Origin of the sequence: Streptomyces microflavus (assembly GCF_014650075.1) — a bacterium.
Taxonomy (GTDB): domain Bacteria; phylum Actinomycetota; class Actinomycetes; order Streptomycetales; family Streptomycetaceae; genus Streptomyces; species Streptomyces microflavus.
This window is the reverse complement of the sequence record NZ_BMUG01000007.1, coordinates 29095-51311: the sequence shown is the minus strand read 5'-3', so window position 1 is coordinate 51311 and position 22217 is coordinate 29095. Positions and strand designations below refer to the sequence as shown.

The following is a 22217-nucleotide window of genomic DNA, read 5'->3' as shown; positions in this document are numbered from 1 at the left end:
GGCGGCGAGCCAGTTCGCAGATCCGGACCGCATGGGGAGACCGACATGCCCGCTGCAACCCCAACCCCCGTACAGCCGAACCCCCTTGGCGGCGAGAGCTACCGCCTCACCCTCCCGAACACCGCCAATGCCCCCAAGCTCGCGCGGGACTTCCTCACCTCGCTGCTGAGGGTCAGTCGACACCCCGGCCTCGTCGACGACGCCCGCCTCTGCGTCACCGAGCTGGTCACCAACGCCCACTGCCACACCCGTACGCCGCTGATCCGGGTCCACGTCGCCGTCAACCGGAAGCGCGTCACCGTCGCCGTAACGGATGACGGCGGGCCGGTGGGTACAGCGTTCGGAACGGCCTTGCGACCGACCCCGGAGCAGGAGCAGGAGCACGGCCGCGGGCTCGTCCTCGTGGAAAGCCTGGCGCTGGCGTGGGGAACGGGCAGCGGGGGCGACCGGCACCCCGGGCGCACGGTCGTGTGGTTCACGCTGGGGCGGCCGGAGGTGACCGCGTGAGCGGCGCCCCCTGGGGGTTCCTCGCGGCCGCCGCCACTCTCGGGCAGGCCGCGCGCCGCATTCGTAACTGTACCTTTCGGAAGGTACAGTTACGGCATGAGAACGGTACCGACCGAGAGGTCTGCGGCAACGGCTCCGAGTGCGCGGCGGCGCTGGCTGCTGCTGACGGTGGTGAGCGCGGGGCTGCTCCTGATCACCCTGGACAACTCGATCCTGTACGCGGCGCTGCCGACACTGGTGCAGGAGCTGGGTGCGAGCAGCTCCGAGGGGCTGTGGATCATCAACGCCTATCCGGTGGTGATGGCCGGGCTTCTGCTGGGCAGCGGCACCCTGGGTGACCGGGTGGGCCACCGGAGGATGTTCCTGATCGGCCTGGTGGTCTTCGGCGCCGCCTCGCTGGCCGCCGCGTTCTCCGGTACCCCGGAGACCCTGATCGCGGCACGGGCGCTGCTGGCCGTGGGGGCGGCGGCGATGATGCCCGCGACGCTGGCACTGATCCGCATCACGTTCGAGGACGAGCGCGAGCGCAACGTGGCCATCGCGATCTGGGGCACGCTGGCGATCGTCGGCAGCGCGCTGGGCCCGATCATCAGCGGGCTGCTGCTCCAGAGCTTCTGGTGGGGGTCGGTGTTCCTGATCAACGTGCCCGTGGTCGTCGCGGCGATCGTGGCCACGCTGGTCCTCGCGCCGCCCAACGTGGCGGACCCCGGCCGGAAGTGGGACCTGCCCTCGTCGCTCCTCGCGCTGGTCGCCCTGGTGGGGCTCGTCATCGCGATCAAGGAGACAGCGAAGCCGGAGCCCGCGCTCCTGCCCATCGCGGCCGCCGGGCTGGCGGCCGTGGTCGGCGGGTGGGCGTTCGCCCGGAGGCAGCGCCGCCTGCCCGACCCGCTGCTGGACTTCTCGATCTTCCGCAACCGGGCCTTCCTCGCCGGGGTCCTGGCCGCCGGGTTCTCCCTGTTCGCCATCGCTGGTATCCAGCTGATCACGACACAGCGGTTCCAGCTGGTGGAGGGCTTCACCCCGCTGCGCGCCGGGCTCCTGGTCGCCGCCGTCGCCCTGGGAGCACTTCCGACAGCGATGGCGGGCGGGGCCACCCTGCACCGGGTCGGGCTGCTGCCCATCATCGCGGGGGGCCTGGCCCTGAGCACGATCGGCTCCGCGCTGATCCTGCTGACCTTCGACACCAGCATGGGACTGCTCATCACCGGGCTGCTCATCACCGGTGCGGGGCTTGGCGCGGCCATGTCCGTGGCCTCCAGCGCGATCATGGGCAACGTTCCGGCCCGCCGCGCGGGCATGGCGTCCTCCGTCGAGGAGGTCTCGTACGAATTCGGCAGCCTCATCGCGGTCGCCCTCCTCGGCTCCCTCCTGACCTCCGTCTACACCGCGACCATCGATCTGCCCGCCGGAGCCCCGGACTCCGCGCGCGACAGCCTGGACAGCGCGCTCGCCCAGGCCGCAGCCCACCCGGGGCTGATCGACGCGGCGTCCACCGCCTTCGACGGCGCCTACTCCACCGTCATGGTGGTGGTCACCGCCGTCATCGCCGTCGGTGCGATCATGACGGGCGTCCTCCTGCGCCGCCACGGCCCCGGATCGGCCCTTTCCGGCCCTCACCACTGACCGCCCCCAGCACCGACACCCCCGAGCACTGACACCCCCGCCCAGGGAGCACCCATGCGGACGAGCAAACGAACCCAGATCCTCGAAGCGGCCACGCGGGTCGTGGAGCGCGAAGGCGTCAAGAGCGTCACCTTCGACTCCGTGGCCGCCGAGGCCGGCCTGACCAAGGGCGGTCTCCTCTACCACTTCGCCTCCCGCGACGACCTCGTACAGGCCATCCATCAGCACCTGGCCGACGAGTGGGAAGCCCAGATGGCCGCGGCGGCGGGCAAGCCGGCCGATCTGGCCACCCCTGAGGAGAGGCTGACCGCCTACAGCCGCATCTCCTCCCAGAGCGCCAACCGGGCCGAACTCCTCCTCATGCTCGAAGGCTCCACCACTCCCGGGCTCGCGGCCCCCTGGGACGCGGTCATGGAACGGTGGGCCCCGTCCCTGACCACGGCCGACGTCGACAATCAGGTCGCGCTCGACCGGTTCATCGCCCGCCTCGCCGCCGACGGCCTGTGGCTGTACGAATCCCTCAACACCGAGCCGCTGGACCCGGAGCTGCGCCGCGCCCTGGCCGAGCGCATCGCCGGGGCCCTGGACCACTAGGGGACCTGAGCCCACGCGGGCGACGGCGCCGGACCCGGCTCGTTGTCAGTGGTGTGCAGCATGATCGGTCCTACGCGGTCGGCTCGCCCGGAGCCATCGAGGCCGTCCTCGACTCGGGTACAGGGGGTGCCGTGCGCAGACCAGTCGTAGGTGAAGTGCATGTCAGCTACAGCCAGATCTACGTCGAGAGCGATCCCGACGGTACGAACCCGGGCCTCGGGGAGGCGTTCGCGGGGCAGAGCGGGGGCCTCTGCGGGGCGGCGGTCCCCGGTGCGATGTGGCTGGTCACCGGACTGCACACGGGCAGTGTCGGCTTCACCGTGGAGGTCCACGACGAGGCACCACCGCTGACCCCGGGCTGGGAGGACGTCGTCGAGGTGTCCTTCCGGCCGGTGTCGGAAGGAACGAGCCTGGTCCAGTGGGCGGGCGAGGCCGCGTGGGACCTGGAGCTCCCCGTGACGGACTACCGGGTGCGGTACAGCGCCCGGGGCATGGACCAGGGCCGCGACCTAGACACCAGAACGGCCAAGGAGCCGCGGGCGGACAGCTACCTGCTGCAGTTCTGGCCCGCCCCTCCCGGCCCGGACCAGGTGATCCGCCAGACCTCGGAGATCGCCGCCTACTGGCACGAGGCAGCACGCGGGCTGCCGTCCCCACCCGCCCCCGAGCAGCGGGCCGAGGCCGAACGCCTGGCCCGCCAGGCGAAGGAACGGGACGCCGAGGATCGGCGCCTGCACTACGAACGGTGGGAATGGGGCGGGCGGTTGCCGAACGAGGCGCTGCGCGGTGCCCGTGCCAGCAACGTCCTCGGGCTCCTCACCTTCGACAGCGACCTGGTGCACACGCTCGGCGCATCGGCCCCAGGGGTGCAGCACACGGTGGCGCTGCTGTCCGCGCGACGAGCCTGCGAGGCCGCCGGTCTGACCGACGTACCGTGGGTCGCCGACGCACTGGCCGCGTTGGAGGCGGGCCGGCCGCTGCCGCCGCCGTTCGACGATCCGGCCCGAATGTCGGACGCCCTGCGCTCCGACCCCCGGGTCCCGGACACGTCGGTGCTGGAAGCGGTGCCGCCCGAGCGCCCCCCGTACCAGCCTCCACCGCCCGGGCCAGGCGATCCGTACGCCGTCGTGGAGACGTTCCCCCGCACACCGCGCGCCCTCCACCGGATCTCCCAGCCGCACTTCGCGCTCCCCGCCGTGCTCGCCGCCGCAGGCCCCGCTCCGCTCATAGCGGCGCTGGACGCGGTGTGGCACGCGCTGAACACGTGCGGCGAGCACTGGCCGGAGTTCCTGGACGAGATCCGGTCGGTCCGCGCTGTGACAGTCCCCGAACCGCCCCGTACAGCGTGACGTCAGACCACGTGTGAAGCCGCCCTGAACCGGTTCCGGTACTCCGTCGGCGTCGTGTCCAGCCGCCGTCGGAACGCCCGTACCAGCGTGTCCGTCGTACCGAACCCGCAAGCGGACGCGATGCGTTCCAGCGTGGCATCGGTGGACTCCAGTTCGTTACGGGCCTTCTCGACCCGGACGGACTCGATGTAGGCGTACGGGGTCATGCCGAGCTCGCTCTTGAAGATCCGCGTGAGGTGGCGGTCGCTGACGTGGGCGAACTCCGCCAGGTCCATCACCGTCAGCGGCTCTCCGAGGTTCCGCAGGATGTGGTGCCGCAGGTCCTCGATGCGGCGGGTCGTCGCGACCTGCTCCAGCGGCACGCTGAACTGGCTCTGCCCGCTCGGCCGCTTCACGTACATCACCAACTGCCGTGCCACGCGCAGCGCGACGGCCTCACCGAGGTCGTCGGCGACCAGGGCGAGTGACAGGTCCAGGCAGGCGCTGATCCCCGCCCCCGTCCACACATCGCCCTCGCGGATGAAGATCGGGTCGGCGTCGACCTCCACCGCCGGGTGCTCGGCGGCCAGTTGACGGGCGGTGGACCAGTGGGTGGTGGCGCGCTTGCCGTCCAGGAGGCCTGCGGCTGCCAGGAGATGCGCTCCGACGCATACGGAGGTGACCCGGCGGGTCCGCGCGGCGAGGATCTTCACCCGGCGGACCAGCTCCGGGTCGACCACGGCCCGGACCCGGCGTTCGCTGTCGACCTCGACCGAGCCGGGCACGATCAGGGTGTCGATGCCCAGGGCCGCCGCCTCGCGGAACGTGATGTCCGGGAGGATGCGGACCCCGGCGCCGGTGGTGACCGGCTCCAGGCTCTCGGCGGCGAGGACGACCTCGTAACCCGCCGCGTCCTCCGTCTCGCGCCGGGCGAGCGAGAAGACCTCCGGCGGGCCGGTGACGTCGAGCAGATCGACGCCGTCGAAGAGAACGATGACGACGAGTCGTCGGACCTTGCCCACTGCCGGCTCCTCCGATTGGCCACACCGATGTCGGTATCTGCAGGTTAGCCGTCATTGCCGACATGCGGGCGAGGCCATAGCGTCGAATGCACGGCTCACAGGCACCGGAGTTCCTTCCCCAGGCCTCCTGCCCCTCCTCCACACGACGCGAATCGGCGGTACACCCATGTCCCGAACCACCCTGCGCGAGCTAAACGGCTTCGACGCGACCCCGGCCACCCTGTCCGGCTCGACGCTGATCCTGATCGACTTCCAGAACACCTACACGCGGGGCGTGATGGAACTCGACGGCTGGCAGGCCTCCCTCGAAGCCGCCGCCGAGCTGCTGGCCCGGGCCCGTGAGGCGGGGACCCAAATCGTCCACGTCATCAACGACGGCGGCGAGGGAACTCCGTACGACATCCGGGCCGAGATCGGCCGGATCCACCCGGCCGTCGCACCGGTCGACGGCGAGCCCGTCGTCGTCAAGCAGGCGCCGAACGCCTTCCACGGCACGGACCTGGGCGCGTACGTCCCCGAGGGCCAGGACGTCATCGTCGTCGGCTGGATGACGCACATGTGCGTGGCGTTCACCGCGCAGGGCGCGTTCCTGCGCGGCAACCGCCCCACCGTCGCCGCGGACGCCTGCGCGACCCGGTCGCTGCCGGTCCTGGGCACCGACCTCGACGCCCGCCAGGTGCACGCCAGCGCCCTGGCCACGATCGGGGATCTGTACGGAGTCGTCGTCGCCTCGCAGAAGTCACTGTCGCCGACGTGACGCCCGGCTCTGTTCGGGGGGAGCGTCAGTCCTTCGGGGAGGGCTGCGGCCGGAGATCCGGTCCGGGGCCCGTGAGGTCGGCGCCCGTAACGCCGGGGCCCGTAGCGTCGGGGCCGGGCTCCACAGGGCCGGAGTCCGTAACGTCGGCGCCTGAGGTTTCGGCACCCGCCCGGCCACCCGCCACCCGCAGCGTCATGGCCGCGGCCACCCCCGCCACCAGGCCGAACGTCAGGGCGGCCGGGACACCGCCGCCGATGCCTGCGGACAACTGCACCAGCCCCCAGCGCATGCCGGCATCGCTCACGGTCAGGGCCATCCGCACCAACTGGCCGACCAGCAGCCCGAGTACGGTCGCGCAGACCGCGCCGAGCGCCATCGCCGGAACCGTGGTCCGGGTGAGCAGGACGGGCAGCCGCCGCAGCGCCCACCACACCGCGGCGAGCATCAGCGCGTCGGCCACCCGGTACAGGAACCAGTCGCCGACCGGCGTACCGGCCGGGCCCGCCCAGGAGCCCAGCAGCAGCCACTGGCGAAGCAGATCGCCCGGCTCGGCGAACAGGCCACTGCCCGTGAAGGCCGTCTGGAAGGTGGCGGCCACGGGCTGGTACGAGAGGACGACCAGGGACACGGCGATCACCGCGGTCCCGACGGTGGCGGCCAGGCGGGCGGCAGCCACCGGGACGACGGCCTGCGGGAGCGGGCCGGCACCCTTGGCGGTGACCCGGGCCGCCAGCACGGCGACCACCGCCGCGACGAGTGCGGCGAACACCAGGATCTGCCGCCCGCCGGAGGCCATGCCCGCGAGCTGGGGCAGGAAACGGTAACTGCCGCGCCCGTTCGCCGCGATCAGCCAGGGCGCGGAGACGGCGACGGCCAGCGTCCCGGCCATCACACCCCAGGCCCAGACCGCGAGCAGCGTGGCGGGCACCCGGCCGTTCACCGGGGGGAGCCTGCGGACCAGGAGCAGCGCACCGGGAACGAAGAAGAGCAGGACCGCCACGAACCGGATCTGCATCGCCGTCGTGTACAGCGACAGATAGCGGGAGTTGTCGACGGTCGCCCCGTCCTCGCCCACGCCGAACGTCTCGGCGCCGATCCGGACGGAGGCCGGAGGGTCGTACGACCACGGGGTGAGCCAGTATTCGAGCTCGCCGACGGCCCGCCCGCCGAGCACATCGACGGTGCCCGGCAGGTACAGCGCCTGGGTGCTCGCCCCCGCCCACCAGAGAAGCGCCGTGAGCAGCAGCCCGCCGACCAGTGCCGGTATCGCCGCGCGCCGGTATTCCATGTCCGTCCCCCGCCTTGACCGCACGTGCTCTCGTCCGCCGTGCATCCCCTGCCGGGGGAGACTACGGGGCGTTGATCACATACGGATCACTGTCTGTACATGGTCATGCAAGGCCCTTCGCCCCAGGGGCCCCGGCGGCCGTTCAGAGGTTGCCGCCCGCCCCGCCCACGTTCTCGGTGGGCCCGCCGAAGGCCAGGAACAGGGCGCGCCGGCTGAGCAGCCACCGGCCGTCGACCTTACGGAAGGTGTCCTCGTAGTGGCCCACCTGCGTCGGGGGCCTCGGCGGCAGCATCCCGCCGGAGTGGCCGTCGACGCGGTACGTCGTGAAGTACGTGGTCGCCGTCGCCGTCGACGCGGAGGTGAGCGTCACCAGGATGTTCGTACAGATGCGGCGCGAGAGCCGGTCGGCGGGCCGCGCACCGAAGTAGGCGCGCAGCCCGTCCCGCCCCTCGATCCTGCGGTCGCCCTCGGCCCACTCCCAAACCCCATCGGCCGTGAACAGCGCGGCCACCCGCCCGGGTTCACCGAGGTCCAGCTCGTGGGCGAACTCCACGATCAGGCGCTCACAGGCGCGTTCGGCGGTCAGACGGTCCAGGGGATCGAGCGATGCGTCGGCCATCGCTCTTTCCTACCCGGCCAACACCGCCTGCCGCGAGGGGTTTTCGAGGAGGGCCACGCCCCCTGCAGCGGCCACCGACGAGAGTTCATCGTGCGGACGACGATGGCGGGGGCGGCAGCTCGGCGTGCCGGACCGTGTAACCGCCCTTGGTCACCGGGGCGTACGGGGCGGGGGCCATGCAGGTGCCGACCGGGGCGTCCTCGGGCGGGTTGTCGTCGCCCGTCGGCAGCAGGTTCACGCCGTTCCAGGAGAAGCCCACGCGGTCCTTGGAACGGCCCTTGCCCTCGCCGCCGTCGTAGACGCTGAATCCGAGCCGCTCCCCGAGGACGGGAGGGCCGCCGGGGCTCACCTCGGTGATGACCGCCGTCAGGGTCGCGGTGCGCACCCCGGTGACCAGGCAGTCCACGCGTCCCTCGGCCGTGTACGTGATGTCGTTCTCGGCCGAGTAGTGGGAGACCGTGACCGTCCCGCGCGCGTCGGTCGGCAGACCGGTGGGAATCCCGGGCAGCGGGCGGGTGTACGGGTCCGCACGGGCATCGAAGGCGAAGGACCGGACGTCATCGTCCTGGTGGTAGGGCAGGACGAACTCGGCCTTCCCGGTGACGCTCGCACCGGCCGGCCGCGCCACCTCCTGATGACCGGAAGCGGAAGCGGCGGAGGTGGTGCTCGACAGTGTGAGACCTGCGGCAAGTGCGGCAAGCGCGGCGAGAGTTCGACGTCCGGTCCTGAGCGACATGGTGTTTTCCTCTTCTCCTGAGGGGCTGGTGCTCGGTGGAATTCATCCTGTTCGTTCGCACCGCCCACGCCATCAGCTCCCGGGCTGGACATCCGGAGTCCGCTCCCGCCGCGCGGGGGAGGAGCCGTCAGCCTCAGGACCCACGAACGGCGTCACCCCGGGCCCCGGGCCCCTGCTCCGGCGCCCGGAACCCGCCGATCCTCTGCTCAAGCAGTTCGGCCAGCCGCAACGGAGTCCGGTCCTCGAACATCGGGCCGATGATCTGCACCCCCACCGGCAGACCTTCCGGTGACCGGCCCGCGGGTACGGCGGTGGCGGGCAGACCGGGCATGGTGGGCAGGCCGGCCCAGACGAGTTGGTCGAAGTACGGGAACTCGACGCCGTCGACGGCGATCAGGCGCTCCAGCGGATCGGGGTGGTGGTCGTGCGGGAACGCGGGAGTGGGCGTGACGGGACACACCACGGCGTCGAACTCGGTGAACAGCCGCCGCCAGCCGTGGCGGTGGAGCTCGCGAAGGTTGTTCACCTCGATCCAGTCGCGGTGGCTGAGCACCATGCCGCGCAGCCGTGCCGCTTGGAGACTCCGGTCGCCCACCGGCAACTCGGCAACCATGGAGCGCAGTTGCTCGTACGCGTCGGTGGGGAATCGCGCGACGGATCCCGAGACCAGCAACTGCATGTAGAGCACGCCCGCTTCGGCCGGATCGGGCAGCAGGGGACTGTGCCGCTCGACCCGGGCACCGCCGTCGACCAGCGCGTCGGCCACCCGTTCCACGCCCGCCCGCACGGCGGCCCCGGTCGGAATGAGCGGATGCTCGTCGAGGACCAGGACGCGGAAATCGCGGAGCCGCTCGTGGCGCGCGGGCGGCAGCGTCAGGCCGTACGCCGTACCGAGCGTCAGCGGGTCCGGTCCGGCCATGACGTCGAGCAGGAGCGTGAGGTCGCGGGCAGAGCGCGCCATCGGACCGACGACGGCGAGGTCGTGCTCGGCGGGAAGCGCCGGGGCGTCCGGCGGGACCATTCCGCGGCTCGCCACCAGCCCGAGCGTCGGCTTGTGGGCGTAGATGCCACAGAAGTGTGCGGGGGTGCGCAGCGATCCGGCGAGGTCGGAGCCGATGGACAGCGCGCCGAATCCGGACGCGAGGGCCGCCGCCGATCCGCCGGAGGATCCGCCCGGAGTACGGCGGTGGTCCCACGGGTTGTTGGTGGTGCCGTAGATGTCGTTGAAGGTCTGCACGTCCTGCAGCCCCAGGGGCACATTGGTCTTGCCGAGCACCACCGCGCCCGCCGCCTTGAGCCGCGACACCTGCACGGCGTCCTCGGCCGGCTGGTGGTCGCGGTACGGCGGCATGCCCCAGGTCGTCGGAAGCCCGGCGATGTCGTACGACTCCTTGACCGTCACGGGGATGCCGAGCAACGGCCGGTCCTCACCCCGGGCACGCGCCCGGTCGGCACCGCGCGCGGCGGCCCGTGCACGGTCGAAGTCCGGCACACATATCGCGTTGATCGCCTTGTCGTCCCGCTCGATGCGGGTGATCGCCTCGTCGGTCAGCTCCACCGAGGTCACGTCACCGGCACGCAGGGCGGCGCCGAGGTTCTCGGCCGTCTCAAGATTCCAGTCCATGATTCCGACCGTAGGGACACCTGGCCGAAGCCATAAAATCCCGCCTCGCACAACGGGGTTGACGCACCGAGTCCCGGCCCTGGAGCGGCGTAACCGGGAAGTCAGTACCCAGGAAGTCAGTGCGTACGGGACGAGGACCGCACCCGCCGCGTCATGACCACGCCGGGGATGCCGACCGCCAGCAGGACCGGGATCGCGGCGGTGATACCGAACCAGAGGAAGATCGCGAGATAGCCGTGGGAAGCCTTCCGCACATCCGCGTCCGCCTGGGCGAGGAGGACAAGGCTCACCACGAACGCACCCACCACAAGCACCGCGATGATGATCGCGGACCAGAGCAGGATGCCGGCCCACCGCCGGTAGCCGACGCTGAACTCCCGGGCCTGCGGAGGCGCGTACGACCCGGGTACACCAGGCGCCCAGGGCTGGTAGGGGGGCTGCTGCCGGTCGGGCACGGGGCCCAGTTCTCCTGGGCGCGGCCCCGGAACACCACCCCCGCCGGCGTGGTCCGCGCGGCCGGTCACTTCTTCCTGCCTTCCCACGAGCCGGGCATGAAGCTGCGCAGCAGGGCGATGAGCGCGGCCCCGAGCCGCCAGTCCAGGCCCGGCGAGTGCAGATGCAGCTTGTCGCCGCCGGATCTGAACTCCACCGGGAGCTGTCCCTGTGCGCGCCACCTGATGCGCCGGGGGCCGCGCGCGACACCTCCCTCGTTGCCGGGGGTACCGTCGAAGACGGAGAACACGAGGACCAGCGCCGTCAAAGGCAGGCACAGCGGCGGTGCTCGTCGGCCCACAGGGCGAAGGAGCGAGCGCCGCTGCCGCGGGCCGCACGGTAGGCGGGTATGCCTCCCGGAGGCAGCTCGCGCTCCGCGTAGGCAACCACCCGGGGCGGTACCGATCCGGTTCCCGGTCCGGTTCCCGATCCGTCGGAGAAGTCGACCATGTCCGTGACGGTCCCCGACGCCTGGTGGTCAGCCCGTACCCGGGCGGATCTCATGGTCAGTACGTTGCTCACCCGACGTGCTCCTTGGGGACTGGGAAGCGGTGTGTCCGACAACCGGCCCCCTGCTCCGGGAGCCTGATCTCCAGGAGCGTAAAGGAGGAGGGGCGGCAGGCCACAGGCCCACCGCCCCTCATCCACAGGAGATCTACTGGATGACCGTGATCCGGTCCGTCGCCGGCGGGGCGAGCGGGGCCGCGGCCGTGGAGTGGGCCGCCAGGTAGGCGTTGAACAGGTCCAGGTCGGACGCGCCGACCAGCTTGTTCGTGCCCTGGCCGAGGGCCGCGAAGCCGTCGCCGCCGCCCGCGAGGAACTCGTTCATCGCGACGCGGTACGTCTTGGCCGGGTCGATCGCCGCACCGTTGAGCTTGATGGTGTCGGTGACCACGCGGGCCGCGCCGGTCTTCGTCAGGTCGAGGGTGTAGGTGAGGCCCTTGGAGACCTGGAGGATCTTCGGGCTGGCCTCGTTGGAGCCGCTGACCTGCTGCTGGAGCGCGGTGACCAGCTGGGCGCCGGTCAGGTCGACGACGTTCATCATGTTGGTGAACGGCTGGACGGTGAACGCCTCGCCGTACGTGACGACCCCGTCGCCCTCACTGCCGGACGCCTTGTGGACCAGGTCCGCGCGGATGCCGCCCGGGTTCATGAACGCGACTTCCGCGCCGCCCTTGTCGGCCGGGGCGAGGCCTTCGAGCTGGGCGTCGGCGATGACGTTGCCGAGCGGCTTCTCGGGGGCCGTGGAGCCGCGGCCGTTGATGTCGGCGCTGATCCAGCCCTGCGGCCGGTTGGCGATCGGGGCGGCCAGCTTGTTCCAGCGCTCGATCAGGCGGGTCATGTCCGTGGCCTTGGGCTGGTCCCGGGTCACAACGTGGTTCGCGGACTTCACCGACGTACGGACGATGTCGTTGGTGCGGCGGTCGTAGGTGAGCGTGGTGTCCGTGTACAGCTTGCCGAACGACGAGGCCGAGGTGACCATGCGCGGCTTGCCCGCCGGGTCCGGGACGGTGCACACGTACGCCTGGTGGGTGTGGCCCGTGACCAGGGCGTCCACCTTCGGCGTGATGCCCTTCGCGATGTCGACGATCGGGCCGGAGATGCCGTCGCCCGCGCCGGGGCTGTCGCAGTCGTAGTTGTACGAGGTGGAGGCCGGGGCCCCGCCCTCGTGGATCAACGCGACGATGGACTTGACGCCCTTGCGGTCGAGCTCCTTGGCGTACTTGTTGATCGTCTTGACCTCGTCGTGGAACTTGAGGCCCTTGACCCCGTTCGCGGTGACGATGTCCGGGGTGCCCTCCAGGGTCACACCGATGAAGCCGATCTTGACGCCGTTCTTCTTCCAGACCGTGTACGGCTTGAGCAGCGGCTTGCCGGTCTTCTCCTTGGTGACGTTGGCCGCCAGGTAGGGGAAGTCCGCGCCCTTGAACTTCTTGCCCTTCTCGTAACAGCCCTCGACCGGGTGACAGCCGCCGTTCTGGAGGCGGGCCAGCTCGGTCGCGCCCTCGTCGAACTCGTGGTTGCCGACCGCCGAGACGTCCAGGTCTATCTTGTTGAGCGCCTCGATCGTGGGCTCGTCGTGGAAGAGGCCCGACAGCAGCGGGCTCGCGCCGACCATGTCGCCGCCGGCCGCCGTGACGGAGTACGGGTTGCCCTTGCGCGCGGTGCGCAGCGAGGTCGCCAGGTACTCGACGCCACCGGCGGGGATCGCCTTCACCGTGCCGTCGGGCTGCGTCTCGGAGACGTTGCCCGCAGAACCGGCCGGGGGCTCCAGGTTGCCGTGCAGGTCGTTGAAGGACAGCAACTGCACATCTACGGTACGGGGCTTGTGGCCGTGCCCGTTGCCATGACCGTGCCCGTTGCCCCGGTCATGGGCACCGGCCGGCATCGCGGCGACGAGGGCGCCCACGGTGGCCAGACCGGCGGCGGCGGCGAGCATCCGCCGGGCCGAACGGTTCTTCTGCGGAGTCGCTGACATCGGTCCCCTTGTGGTGTCAGTGGTGTCGGTAGTGACGCTGGTCGGTGTCACACCTCGGTGTCACACGTCTGGAATCCTGCGTGCCGCAGCCTAGAGTCAACGCGCGTAGCGCAACAGGTGTTCGGGGTTACGGACTGGTTGCCATCCGGCCAAATGGCGTGTCTGAAACGGTTCGGAAGGGGCTCCTGTCACCTGTTTGGATCACATATCCGGGCAGAAACGTCACGGCGCCGCGGGGGCTCGGAGGTCAACACCGAGATGCTCCGGATGTACTGGCAGATCGGCCGTACCTGGCCCGACTCAATTGCGCAACAGGCTGTTGCGCAATAGCCCTGGGGTCACATCGTGCTCCTCATGGGCAAGTGCCCGACCCGCTTCGAGCTGGACTCAGCACGTATGCCGGGCTCCCGGAAGGGGTGCGGCATCTGCTGCCCAGCGCGGAGGACCTCTCCCGCATCGCGGACGACGTCCTGAACGCCCCGGCCCCGTCCGATGCCCACCCGGACACCGCGCCCGACACCCACCCGGACACCGCGCCCCACACCGATGCAGGCGCCCCTTCCAGGAGCACATGACCGGCCGCCCCCGCACGCCCCCGCCCCCCACTCCCTCGCCGTACGCTCGTCCTCATGACGACTGACGCACCCCTCCCCTCCCCCGGGCGCGAGATTCAGGCCCTCGACGCGCTCGATCCCGCCCAGGCCGACGCCGTTCTCGAACTCCTCGGCGAGGCGGCCCGGTTCGACGGCAGGCAGGCGGTCTCCGAGCAGGGGAGGCTCCGGATCCGGGGCGGACACCGCGTCGGTGTACGCCACTTCCTGCTCACCAGCGACGGGACCCTCGCCGGTTACGCGCAGTTGGAGGACACCGACCCGGTCGAGGCCCCGGCCGCCGAGCTCGTCGTCCATCCCGAGCGGCGCGGCACCGGGCACGGGCGGGCGCTGGGCGCCGCGCTCCTCGCCGCGACCGGCAAGCGGCTGCGGGTCTGGGCGCACGGCGGCAGCTCGGCCGCCCGGCACCTGGCCCAGGTCCTCGGCCTCTCCCTCTTCCGCGAGCTGCGCCAGCTCCGGCGGAGCCTGGTCCCCCTCGACCTCGCGGAGCCCGTACTGCCCGAGGGCGTCACCGTACGGACCTTCGAGCCGGGCCGTGACGACGCCGCCTGGCTCGCCGTGAACCGCGCCGCCTTTGCTCACCACCCCGAGCAGGGGTCGCTGACCCAGCAGGACCTGGACGACCGCAAGGCGGAGCCCTGGTTCGACCCGAAGGGGTTCTTCCTGGCCGAGCGGGACGGCGCGCTCATCGGCTTCCACTGGACGAAGGTGCACGCCGAGGAGGGGCTGGGCGAGGTGTACGTCGTCGGCGTGCTGCCCGACGCGCAGGGCGGCGGCCTCGGCAAGGCGCTGACCTCGATCGGCCTGCACCACCTGGCCGCCGAGGGGCTGCCCACCGTGATGCTCTACGTCGACGCGGACAACACGCCGGCGGTGACGGTGTACGAGCGGATGGGCTTCACCACCCACGAGGTGGACCTGATGTACCGGACCGAGTCCTGAGCCGCACGTACCGCACCGAGTCCTGAGCCTCAGTACCTCATGTACCGCGCCGAGCCCTGAACCTCGCATCTTCACCCGGAAGAAAATCTATCGTGGCGGGAGTAGACATCTCCCGTACGTCGGGTCTAGTGTTTTTCTCGTAGCCGGACAGCGAAGAGGGCACGGCAGTGGAGTGGTGGAGCCGGAAACGGTGGGTTCCTCCGCTGATTGCCGGGCCGGGCGGCCCCCGGGGTCGCGCAGCCGTATTCCTCCTGTCCGTCCAGTAACCGAACCGAACGAGGTAAGGAGCAGACGCCATCAGGATCGCCCGGGCGAGGCACACACCGCCCGGGTACCGCAGGCCCCAGATCGGAAGGTGGTCCCCGGTCACGCATCCGCGATCCCCGCTCTCCCGCCCTCACCGGCGGACCGGCGGAAAAAGAAGGCCGACGTAAGTCAGTCGGCAGATGGTGTTGAAGCTCGGGGCCCGAGTGCCGTACGGCACTCGGGCCCCCCGACGTGTCCCCACGGCGTGCCTCCGCGCGTCCCCGAAAGAGAAGGTGTTATGCCCCCTAGCAGTACCCGCCCCACCGACAACCTGGACGACGACGACTATCCCGCCTACACCATGGGCCGGGCCGCCGAGATGCTCTCCACCTCGCCCGCCTTCCTCCGCGCGCTCGGCGAGAACCGCCTGATCACCCCGCTGCGCTCCGAAGGCGGCCACCGCCGCTACTCCCGCTACCAGCTGCGCATCGCCTCCCGTGCCCGCGAACTCGTGGACCAGGGCACCAAGATCGAGGATGCCTGCCGCATCGTCATCCTCGAGGACCAGCTCGAAGAGGCCCAGCGCATCAACGAGGAACTGCGCTCCGCACGGACGCGGTAGCCCTCCCCCCGCACGTACAGGGGCGGCGTCACTTGACGCCGCCCCTCCCTTAGGCCACCCTTTCACTACTCAATTAGTGAAAGGGTGGTGGTCATGGCAGAGTCAGCAGCGGTCGAGTTCCGCATCGACCGGCGCAGCGGCGTCGCGACCTACCTCCAGATCGTCCAGCAGACGAAGCAGGCCCTGCGCCTGGGCGTTCTGCAGCCCGGCGACCGGCTGCCCACCGCCCGCGAGGTCGTCGAGGCCACCGCCATCAACCCGAACACCGTCCTCAAGGCGTACCGGGAGCTGGAGCGCGAGGGCCTCGTCGAGGCGCGGCGCGGGCTCGGCACCTTCGTCCGCAGGACGCTCGGCACCGCGGCCGGGGCATCCGCCACCGACTCGCCGCTGCGCACCGAACTCGCCGACTGGGCCCGCCGGGCACGGTCGGCCGGGCTGGAGAAGGACGACGTCAGCGCGCTCTTCACCGCCGTACTGGACAGCACGTACAAGGGGGACCAGGACTGATGACAGGTGCTGCGATGGAGGCCCGGGGCCTCACGATGACCTACGGGCGAAGAAGGGGCGCGCACACGGCCCTGGACGGCTGCTCCTTCCGGCTCCCCGCCGGGCGGGTCTGCGCCCTGGTCGGTCCCAACGGGGCGGGCAAGTCGACCCTGTTGAACCTGGCGGCGGGACTCGCCCGGCCGAACGCCGGGTCCCTCACCGTCCTCGGCTCCGCCGACCTCTCCGCCGTACGCGGGCGCATCGCCTACGTGCCCCAGGACAAGCCCCTGTACCCGCAGCTCACCGTGGCCGACACGCTGTGGTCCGGGGGCGAGCTCAACCCCGTGCGCTGGGACGCCGGGACCGCCGACCGGATCGCCGGGAAGCTGCCGCGCAAGGCCCGCGTCCGTACGCTCTCCGGCGGGCAGCGGACCCGGCTCGCCCTGGCCCTCGCGCTGGGGAAGCGGCCCGAACTGATGCTGCTGGACGAGCCGATGGCCGACCTCGACCCCCTCGCCCGGCACGAGCTGATGGGCGTGCTGATGGCGGAGACCGCCGAGCACGGCACCACCATCGTGATGTCCTCGCACATCCTCACCGAGCTGGAGGGCGCCTGCGACTTCCTGCTGTTCGTCGACGGCGGCCGCGTCCGGCTCGGCGGCGAGGCCGAGGACATCGTCTCCGCGCACGCCTTGGTCACCGGCCGCACAGACCACGGCCTGGCCCCGCACACCGTCGTCGAATCCCGTACGACGGGACGTCAGCTCACCGCCCTCGTAAGGAAGGAGGGCCCCGTGGACGAGTCCCTCTGGGCCACCACGGAACCCTCCCTGGAGGAGCTCCTCCTCGCCCACCTCCGCTCCCCGGACGCCCCGCCGCTGCTCACCCCGAGCGCGTCGGCCGGGACCGCCGGAGCCCACGAGACGCGTGCGGCGGTGGCGTCCGCATGAGCACGCTCACCCCGACGAGGAAGGTCCGGACGCTGCGGGGTCCCTCCCGGATCCTGTTGCGCCTGCACCGACGGATCCTGTGGGCCGCCGGTGCTGCCGCCGTCGCCGCGATCGTGTGCATGATCGCCGTGGCGATCCTGGCGGACCGTGCCGTCGCGGACTTGGCCGGCACCGGATGCACCCTGAGTTCCCTCACGGAGGCCTGCTTCCAGCCGGCTCGCAACTACACCGACCGGATGCTCGGACTCAGCCGACTGCTCGGCTACGCGGGCCTTGCCCTCATCGCGCTGCCCACGCTCGTCGGAGCCTTCGTCGCGGGCCCGATGATCGCCAGGGAGTGGGAGACCGGCAGCATCAAGTTCTCCTGGACCCAGTCGGCCCCGCCATCCGCCTGGCTGACCGCGCGGCTCGCCGTCCTCGCCGTACCTGTGGTCGGCGGGATCGTGGTGCTGTCCGCCGTCCTCACCTGGTCCCGAAGCCGGCTCGCCTACCCGTTCCCGGCCCTCTGGGAGGACGGGTCGGCCTTCGGGGCCACGGGAACGGTCCCGGTCGCCAGTGCGCTGCTGGCGCTCGCGCTGGGCTCCCTCGCCGGTCTGCTCCTGCGCCGCACGGTTCCCGCGCTGGCGGTGGCCCTGCTCGCCTCCGGGCTGGTGACGGTCGTGCTCGGCCAGGTGCGCGATCACTTGTGGCCGGTGGTGAAGGCGACCTACCCCCTGAAAGGCGACTACCCCCTCCCCAAGTGGGCCTACGCCGTCGAGGAGGGCTTCCTGACGACCGGCGGCGACCGGCTGCCCACCGACATCTGCACGAGCCCCACCCGCGAATTCGAGGACTGCCTGGCCGGGCATGACGTGGCGCTCAACTACGTCTACTACCACCCCGCCTCCCACTACTGGCCTCTCCAGCTCGTCGAGACCGGCATCCTGCTGGCCCTCGCCGCGCTCGCCGTGTTCGCCGCCTTCCGGGTCCTGCGCCGCCTGCACGGCTGATACCGGCCGCACCTGCCTCGCCGTCCGGGCCCCACGAGGGGAGGGCCCGGACGGCGATCACGTACGGGAGAACGGTCACGCACAGTCACCGTGCGACCGACCCGCAGGCACACCGCTTCCTGTACGTCATGTCGCCGTTACCGGCCATTCAGACGCCCTTGCGACCCTCACGGGATGCAGCCAGCTCTGCCAGCCCCCCGCCGCAACGGGAGCGCCCGGGGTAACGCCTCCGCCGCGTCCCCCGGCCGTGACCCCGGGTTTCCCGGGCCTTCCGCGATCTTTCCCGGCTCCGACGCGCCTACCGGGGCCCCCACGCGGAACAATGGGTCCATGAGCCAGCAGCCCAGCTCCGAGGTCCCGGTCCAGCCCGCGCAGCCGTCCGTCGGCTCGCTCGCCGCGCACCGGCCGCACGCCGTCGCCCACTCCTCCTCCGGCAACGTCGGCTTCTCCACCGCCGCCGACCTGGATCCCGATCTCGACGCCGACGCCGACGCGTACGAGCCCGACCGGGACGGCGACGAGCTGCCCCAGGGCCGTTTCCTGGACCGCGAGCGCTCCTGGCTCGCCTTCAACGAACGCGTGCTGGAGCTGGCCGAGGACCCGGCGACGCCGATCCTGGAGCGGGCCAACTTCCTCGCGATCTTCGCCTCGAACCTGGACGAGTTCTTCATGGTCCGGGTGGCCGGCCTCAAGCGCCGCATCGCCACCGGCGTCGCCACCCGCTCCGCCTCCGGCCTCCAGCCCCGCGAGGTGCTGGACCTGATCTGGACCCGCTCGCGCGAGCTCATGGCCCGGCACGCCGCCTGCTTCCAGCAGGACATCGCCCCGGCCCTCTCCGACGAGTCCATCCAGCTGATCCGGTGGCCGGATCTGACCGAGAAGGAGCAGGCCCGCCTGTTCACCTTCTTCCGGCAGCGCGTCTTCCCGGTCCTGACCCCGCTGGCCGTCGACCCCGCGCACCCCTTCCCGTACATCTCCGGGCTCTCCCTCAACCTGGCCGTCGTCGTCCGCAACCCGGTCAGCGGCCACCGCCACTTCGCCCGGGTCAAGGTCCCGCCGCTGCTGACCCGCTTCTTGGAGGCGTCCCCGCAGCGGTACGTGCCCATCGAGGACGTCATCGCGGCCCACCTGGAGGAGCTGTTCCCGGGGATGGAGGTGCTGGCGCACCACATGTTCCGGGTCACCAGGAACGAGGACCTGGAGGTCGAGGAGGACGACGCGGAGAACCTGCTCCAGGCGCTGGAGAAGGAGCTCATGCGGCGCCGCTTCGGCCCGCCGGTGCGGCTGGAGGTCGAGGAGTCCATCGACCCGTACGTCCTCGATCTGCTGGTCCGCGAGCTGAAGGTGTCCGACGCGGAGGTCTACCCGCTGCCCGGCCCCCTGGACCTCACCGGTCTCTTCGCGATCGCCTCGCTGGACCGGCCTGAGCTGAAGTTCCCCAAGTTCATCGCGGGCACCCACCGGGACCTGGCCGAGGTGGAGTCCGCCTCCGCGCCCGACATCTTCGCCGCCCTGCGCGAGCGGGACGTCCTGCTCCACCACCCGTACGACTCGTTCTCCACCTCCGTCCAGGCGTTCCTGGAGCAGGCGGCGGGCGACCCGGACGTGCTGGCCATCAAGCAGACGCTGTACCGCACCTCCGGCGACTCCCCGATAGTGGACGCCCTCATCGACGCGGCCGAGTCCGGCAAGCAGGTCCTCGTCCTGGTCGAGATCAAGGCCCGCTTCGACGAACAGGCCAACATCAAGTGGGCCCGCAAGCTGGAGGAGGCGGGCTGCCATGTGGTGTACGGGCTCGTCGGGCTGAAGACCCACTGCAAGCTCTCGCTCGTCGTCCGCCAGGAGGGCGACACCCTGCGCCGCTACTCCCACGTCGGCACCGGCAACTACCACCCCAAGACGGCCAGGCTGTACGAGGACCTCGGCCTGCTCACGGCGGACCCGCAGGTCGGGGCGGACCTCTCCGACCTGTTCAACCGGCTCTCCGGCTACTCCCGCCGCGAGACCTACCGCCGCCTCCTCGTCGCCCCGAAGTCGCTGCGGGACGGGCTGATCGCCCGGATCAACAAGGAGATCGCCCACCACCGTGCCGGGCGCCCCGCCTACGTACGCATCAAGGTCAACTCGATGGTCGACGAAGCGATCATCGACGCCTGCTACCGGGCGGCCCAGGCCGGCGTGCCCGTCGACATCTGGGTGCGCGGGATCTGCGCGATCCGCCCCGGGGTCGCCGGTCTCTCGGAGAACATCCGGGTCCGCTCCATACTCGGCCGCTTCCTCGAACACTCCCGGGTCTTCTCCTTCGGCAACGGCGGCGAACCCGAGGTGTGGTTCGGCAGCGCCGACATGATGCACCGCAACCTCGACCGCCGGATCGAAGCCCTCGTCCGGGTCACCGACCCCGCCCACCGCGCCGCACTCAGCCGACTCCTGGAGACCGGTATGGCCGACACCACCTCTTCCTGGCACCTGGGCCCCGACGGCAACTGGACCCGGCACGCCACGGACGCGGAGGGGCAGCCGCTGCGGCACGTCCAGGAGATGCTCATCGATGCCCGGAGGCGCAGGCGTGCGACGCCCTGACCACCAGACGACGACCCGGCCCACCGCGGGGCCCGCTGCGGACGGGGGCCCGGAGGACGGGCTCCCCGAGAGCCGGGGCACGCTCCCGGACGCTGCCGGGGGCCTCCCCGGCACCGGCGCGGGTGCGGCCGCCCCGCCCCGCCCCACCGACCCCGACGGCGTGACCGCCGAGGCCGTGCTCGCGCCGTACCTCCGGGGGCAGGCGGCGGACTTCCTGCGCAGCCTGCGCCTGCACCGCGAGCACAGCGCCCCCTCGGACGCGGGCGGCCAGGGCGCCGAGGCCGCGTCCCGCGCCCTGCGCCGCTCGGCCCGGCGCATCAGCGGCTCCCTCCACACCTTCCGCAGCGCGCTCGACCCGGTCTGGGCCGATCACCTCCGTACGGAACTGGCCTGGCTCTCCGGCACCCTCGCCCGCGAACACGCGTACGCCGGCCGGCTCACCCGCCTCGTGGACGCCCTGCACCAGCTCTCGGGAGCCGCCCTCCCCGCAGCCCGAGGGACCGAACCCACCGGGTCCACCAGACCCGCCGCCGGATCCCCCGGAAAAACCCCCAGCGCATCGTCCGAGGCCCAGGGCCGGGCCGTGCTCGGCGTCGGGGCCGCGCGGGCCGGGGCGCTGCTGGAGCGCCAGCTCACCCTGGCCCGGACCCGGGCCCACTCCGCGGCGCTCCAGGCCCTCGGCTCGTCCCGCTTCCACGCGGTCGCCGACGCCGTGGCGCTGCTCGCCTCCGAGGTCCCCCTGGCCCCCGGCACCACCGGCCGGGGCACCGAAGCGCTCCTGGAGCCCGCCGAACGCGCCGAGCAGCGGCTGATCGGGGCGGTGGCGGCCCTCCCGCCCGACGAGTCGGCGGAGCCGTACAACGAGGCGCAGGACGCGCCGTGGCACCAGGCCCGCCTGCTGCTGCGGCTGCACCGGTACGCCCACGAGGTCGTCCTCGGCGCCGCCGACCCGGTACTCACCGGCGCCGGGCACGCCCTGGACCTGCACCGGGACGCGGCGGAAGCGGCCGGGGCAGCGGCAGCGGCGGCCCGCACCCCACGGATCGCCCCGGCCACGGCGTACGCGCTGGGCGTGCTCCACGCCGACCAGCGCCACGAGGTGGAGGCCGCGCGGGCGGTGTTCCGGGAGACCTGGCCGTACGCCGCGGCCATGACGGCCCCATGAGCGGCGCCGGGCAGTCCCGTGTGCAGACCGGCACCGTCCTGGCCGCGGGGTGCGTCCTGTGGCGCCGCGCCCCCGGCGGCGGTGGGGTGGAGGTGTGCCTGGTCCACCGGCCCCGCTACGACGACTGGTCCCACCCCAAGGGCAAGCTGAAGCGCGGCGAGGAGCCGCTCGCCGCCGCCGTACGGGAAGTCCTGGAGGAGACCGGCCACCACTGCGCCCCGGGCGTCCGGCTCCCGACGGCCCGGTATCTCGTTGACGGCCGCCCCAAGGAGGTCGCCTACTGGGCCGCCGAGGCGACGGGCGGCGCCTTCGAGGCCAACGACGAGGTGGACCGCCTGCTGTGGCTGACGCCCGAGGCCGCCCGCGTACGCCTCACCCAGCCCCGCGACCGCGAGCAGCTCACGGCCCTGCTCGACGCCCTCCCCGGAGCCTGAGCCGACCACCGGCAGCGACCCGCACCCGCCTGCCCGACACGGTTCACCTCCCGTTCACTCTCCCCCGTAGGCGGCTTCACCTGTTCTGCCTAATTTCGGACGTACACGGTGCGCGGCGCC

23 protein-coding genes are annotated in these 22217 nt (G+C 71.7%); 14 read left to right on the top strand and 9 right to left on the bottom strand.

The features are described from left to right. Window positions 1-45 precede the first annotated feature (45 nt). The 4 genes from IE264_RS20585 to IE264_RS20570 all read left to right on the top strand — a co-directional run bounded on the left by IE264_RS20585 (window position 46) and on the right by IE264_RS20570 (window position 4073). Window positions 46-507: an ATP-binding protein gene (locus IE264_RS20585; RefSeq protein ID WP_032759723.1), complete on the top strand. Its 462-nt coding sequence runs from the start codon at window positions 46-48 to the stop codon at window positions 505-507. Window positions 508-603: 96 nt separating this feature from the next. Next, the gene (locus IE264_RS20580; protein ID WP_051822008.1) at window positions 604-2130 is read left to right on the top strand and encodes an MFS transporter; all 1527 of its coding nucleotides are present in this window, start codon (window positions 604-606) and stop codon (window positions 2128-2130) included. Window positions 2131-2184: 54 nt separating this feature from the next. After that, window positions 2185-2724 (top strand): TetR/AcrR family transcriptional regulator, encoded by a 540-nt coding sequence (locus tag IE264_RS20575; RefSeq protein ID WP_032759722.1) that lies wholly within the window; start codon window positions 2185-2187, stop codon window positions 2722-2724. A gap of 131 nt (window positions 2725-2855) precedes the next feature. Beyond that, on the top strand, window positions 2856-4073 hold the full coding sequence (locus tag IE264_RS20570) for a hypothetical protein (RefSeq protein ID WP_032759766.1): 1218 nt from the start codon (window positions 2856-2858) through the stop codon (window positions 4071-4073). Window positions 4074-4075: 2 nt separating this feature from the next. Here IE264_RS20570 and IE264_RS20565 read toward each other — a convergent pair whose 3' ends face one another. Then, window positions 4076-5074 carry a GlxA family transcriptional regulator gene (locus IE264_RS20565; protein ID WP_032759721.1) on the bottom strand — a complete coding sequence of 333 codons (999 nt, stop codon included), beginning with the start codon at window positions 5072-5074 and terminating at the stop codon, window positions 4076-4078. Window positions 5075-5240: 166 nt separating this feature from the next. Here IE264_RS20565 and IE264_RS20560 point away from each other — a divergent pair, with 166 nt between their 5' ends. Then, window positions 5241-5831: an isochorismatase family protein gene (locus tag IE264_RS20560; protein WP_032759720.1), complete on the top strand. Its 591-nt coding sequence runs from the start codon at window positions 5241-5243 to the stop codon at window positions 5829-5831. Window positions 5832-5856: 25 nt separating this feature from the next. On the opposite strand, the gene IE264_RS20555 is transcribed toward IE264_RS20560, so the two are convergent. From IE264_RS20555 to IE264_RS20525, 8 genes are all read right to left on the bottom strand, one after another. Beyond that, a complete protein-coding gene (locus tag IE264_RS20555; protein ID WP_032759719.1) occupies window positions 5857-7119 on the bottom strand; it encodes a hypothetical protein in 1263 nt (420 codons plus the stop codon). A 142-nt stretch (window positions 7120-7261) separates the two neighbouring features. Next, on the bottom strand, window positions 7262-7738 hold the full coding sequence (locus IE264_RS20550) for a nuclear transport factor 2 family protein (protein ID WP_032759718.1): 477 nt from the start codon (window positions 7736-7738) through the stop codon (window positions 7262-7264). An 85-nt stretch (window positions 7739-7823) separates the two neighbouring features. Then, window positions 7824-8474 (bottom strand): hypothetical protein, encoded by a 651-nt coding sequence (locus tag IE264_RS20545; protein ID WP_032759717.1) that lies wholly within the window; start codon window positions 8472-8474, stop codon window positions 7824-7826. 133 nt (window positions 8475-8607) lie between these two features. After that, window positions 8608-10098: an amidase gene (locus IE264_RS20540; RefSeq protein ID WP_032759715.1), complete on the bottom strand. Its 1491-nt coding sequence runs from the start codon at window positions 10096-10098 to the stop codon at window positions 8608-8610. A gap of 116 nt (window positions 10099-10214) precedes the next feature. After that, window positions 10215-10553 carry a hypothetical protein gene (locus tag IE264_RS20535; protein ID WP_229887664.1) on the bottom strand — a complete coding sequence of 113 codons (339 nt, stop codon included), beginning with the start codon at window positions 10551-10553 and terminating at the stop codon, window positions 10215-10217. A 65-nt stretch (window positions 10554-10618) separates the two neighbouring features. Further along, window positions 10619-10747 (bottom strand): hypothetical protein, encoded by a 129-nt coding sequence (locus IE264_RS38440; protein ID WP_267884125.1) that lies wholly within the window; start codon window positions 10745-10747, stop codon window positions 10619-10621. 107 nt (window positions 10748-10854) lie between these two features. Then, the gene (locus tag IE264_RS38015) at window positions 10855-11112 is read right to left on the bottom strand and encodes a hypothetical protein (RefSeq protein WP_032759713.1); all 258 of its coding nucleotides are present in this window, start codon (window positions 11110-11112) and stop codon (window positions 10855-10857) included. Between the two features lie 133 nt (window positions 11113-11245). Continuing rightward, window positions 11246-13069, bottom strand: coding sequence for a bifunctional metallophosphatase/5'-nucleotidase (locus tag IE264_RS20525; protein ID WP_015610180.1), 1824 nt, complete (start codon window positions 13067-13069; stop codon window positions 11246-11248). A 362-nt stretch (window positions 13070-13431) separates the two neighbouring features. Between IE264_RS20525 and IE264_RS20520 the strand changes: the two genes are divergently transcribed. The 9 genes from IE264_RS20520 (at window position 13432) to IE264_RS20480 (ending at window position 22097) form a co-directional block, all read left to right on the top strand. Then, window positions 13432-13644, top strand: coding sequence for a hypothetical protein (locus IE264_RS20520; RefSeq protein ID WP_158706578.1), 213 nt, complete (start codon window positions 13432-13434; stop codon window positions 13642-13644). A 54-nt stretch (window positions 13645-13698) separates the two neighbouring features. Beyond that, window positions 13699-14622: a mycothiol synthase gene (gene mshD, locus IE264_RS20515; protein ID WP_031125874.1), complete on the top strand. Its 924-nt coding sequence runs from the start codon at window positions 13699-13701 to the stop codon at window positions 14620-14622. A gap of 544 nt (window positions 14623-15166) precedes the next feature. Then, window positions 15167-15490, top strand: coding sequence for a MerR family transcriptional regulator (locus IE264_RS20510; protein ID WP_015610178.1), 324 nt, complete (start codon window positions 15167-15169; stop codon window positions 15488-15490). Between the two features lie 93 nt (window positions 15491-15583). Next, window positions 15584-15997: a GntR family transcriptional regulator gene (locus IE264_RS20505; protein ID WP_032759764.1), complete on the top strand. Its 414-nt coding sequence runs from the start codon at window positions 15584-15586 to the stop codon at window positions 15995-15997. Continuing rightward, window positions 15997-16926 (top strand): ABC transporter ATP-binding protein, encoded by a 930-nt coding sequence (locus tag IE264_RS20500; RefSeq protein WP_032759712.1) that lies wholly within the window; start codon window positions 15997-15999, stop codon window positions 16924-16926. The genes IE264_RS20505 and IE264_RS20500 overlap by 1 nt, the downstream gene beginning before the upstream one ends. Then, a complete protein-coding gene (locus IE264_RS20495) occupies window positions 16923-17915 on the top strand; it encodes an ABC-2 membrane transporter-related protein (RefSeq protein ID WP_032759711.1) in 993 nt (330 codons plus the stop codon). The genes IE264_RS20500 and IE264_RS20495 overlap by 4 nt, the downstream gene beginning before the upstream one ends. A 330-nt stretch (window positions 17916-18245) precedes the next feature. Then, window positions 18246-20498: an RNA degradosome polyphosphate kinase gene (locus tag IE264_RS20490; RefSeq protein ID WP_015610174.1), complete on the top strand. Its 2253-nt coding sequence runs from the start codon at window positions 18246-18248 to the stop codon at window positions 20496-20498. Next, a complete protein-coding gene (locus IE264_RS20485; protein WP_032759708.1) occupies window positions 20467-21663 on the top strand; it encodes a CHAD domain-containing protein in 1197 nt (398 codons plus the stop codon). Before IE264_RS20490 ends, IE264_RS20485 begins: the two co-directional genes overlap by 32 nt. Further along, a complete protein-coding gene (locus tag IE264_RS20480) occupies window positions 21660-22097 on the top strand; it encodes an NUDIX hydrolase (RefSeq protein ID WP_032759707.1) in 438 nt (145 codons plus the stop codon). Before IE264_RS20485 ends, IE264_RS20480 begins: the two co-directional genes overlap by 4 nt. Window positions 22098-22217: the final 120 nt, after the last annotated feature.

Coding starts and splice junctions, on each gene's coding strand:
- IE264_RS20585 (WP_032759723.1), top strand. CDS start 46: ATGCCCGCTGCAACCCCAACCCCCGTACAGCCGAACCCCCTTGGCGGC.
- IE264_RS20580 (WP_051822008.1), top strand. CDS start 604: ATGAGAACGGTACCGACCGAGAGGTCTGCGGCAACGGCTCCGAGTGCG.
- IE264_RS20575 (WP_032759722.1), top strand. CDS start 2,185: ATGCGGACGAGCAAACGAACCCAGATCCTCGAAGCGGCCACGCGGGTC.
- IE264_RS20560 (WP_032759720.1), top strand. CDS start 5,241: ATGTCCCGAACCACCCTGCGCGAGCTAAACGGCTTCGACGCGACCCCG.
- IE264_RS20555 (WP_032759719.1), bottom strand. CDS start 7,119: ATGGAATACCGGCGCGCGGCGATACCGGCACTGGTCGGCGGGCTGCTG.
- IE264_RS20550 (WP_032759718.1), bottom strand. CDS start 7,738: ATGGCCGACGCATCGCTCGATCCCCTGGACCGTCTGACCGCCGAACGC.
- IE264_RS20545 (WP_032759717.1), bottom strand. CDS start 8,474: ATGTCGCTCAGGACCGGACGTCGAACTCTCGCCGCGCTTGCCGCACTT.
- IE264_RS20540 (WP_032759715.1), bottom strand. CDS start 10,098: ATGGACTGGAATCTTGAGACGGCCGAGAACCTCGGCGCCGCCCTGCGT.
- IE264_RS20525 (WP_015610180.1), bottom strand. CDS start 13,069: ATGTCAGCGACTCCGCAGAAGAACCGTTCGGCCCGGCGGATGCTCGCC.
- mshD (WP_031125874.1), top strand. CDS start 13,699: ATGACGACTGACGCACCCCTCCCCTCCCCCGGGCGCGAGATTCAGGCC.
- IE264_RS20510 (WP_015610178.1), top strand. CDS start 15,167: ATGCCCCCTAGCAGTACCCGCCCCACCGACAACCTGGACGACGACGAC.
- IE264_RS20505 (WP_032759764.1), top strand. CDS start 15,584: ATGGCAGAGTCAGCAGCGGTCGAGTTCCGCATCGACCGGCGCAGCGGC.
- IE264_RS20500 (WP_032759712.1), top strand. CDS start 15,997: ATGACAGGTGCTGCGATGGAGGCCCGGGGCCTCACGATGACCTACGGG.
- IE264_RS20495 (WP_032759711.1), top strand. CDS start 16,923: ATGAGCACGCTCACCCCGACGAGGAAGGTCCGGACGCTGCGGGGTCCC.
- IE264_RS20490 (WP_015610174.1), top strand. CDS start 18,246: ATGAGCCAGCAGCCCAGCTCCGAGGTCCCGGTCCAGCCCGCGCAGCCG.
- IE264_RS20485 (WP_032759708.1), top strand. CDS start 20,467: ATGCCCGGAGGCGCAGGCGTGCGACGCCCTGACCACCAGACGACGACC.
- IE264_RS20480 (WP_032759707.1), top strand. CDS start 21,660: ATGAGCGGCGCCGGGCAGTCCCGTGTGCAGACCGGCACCGTCCTGGCC.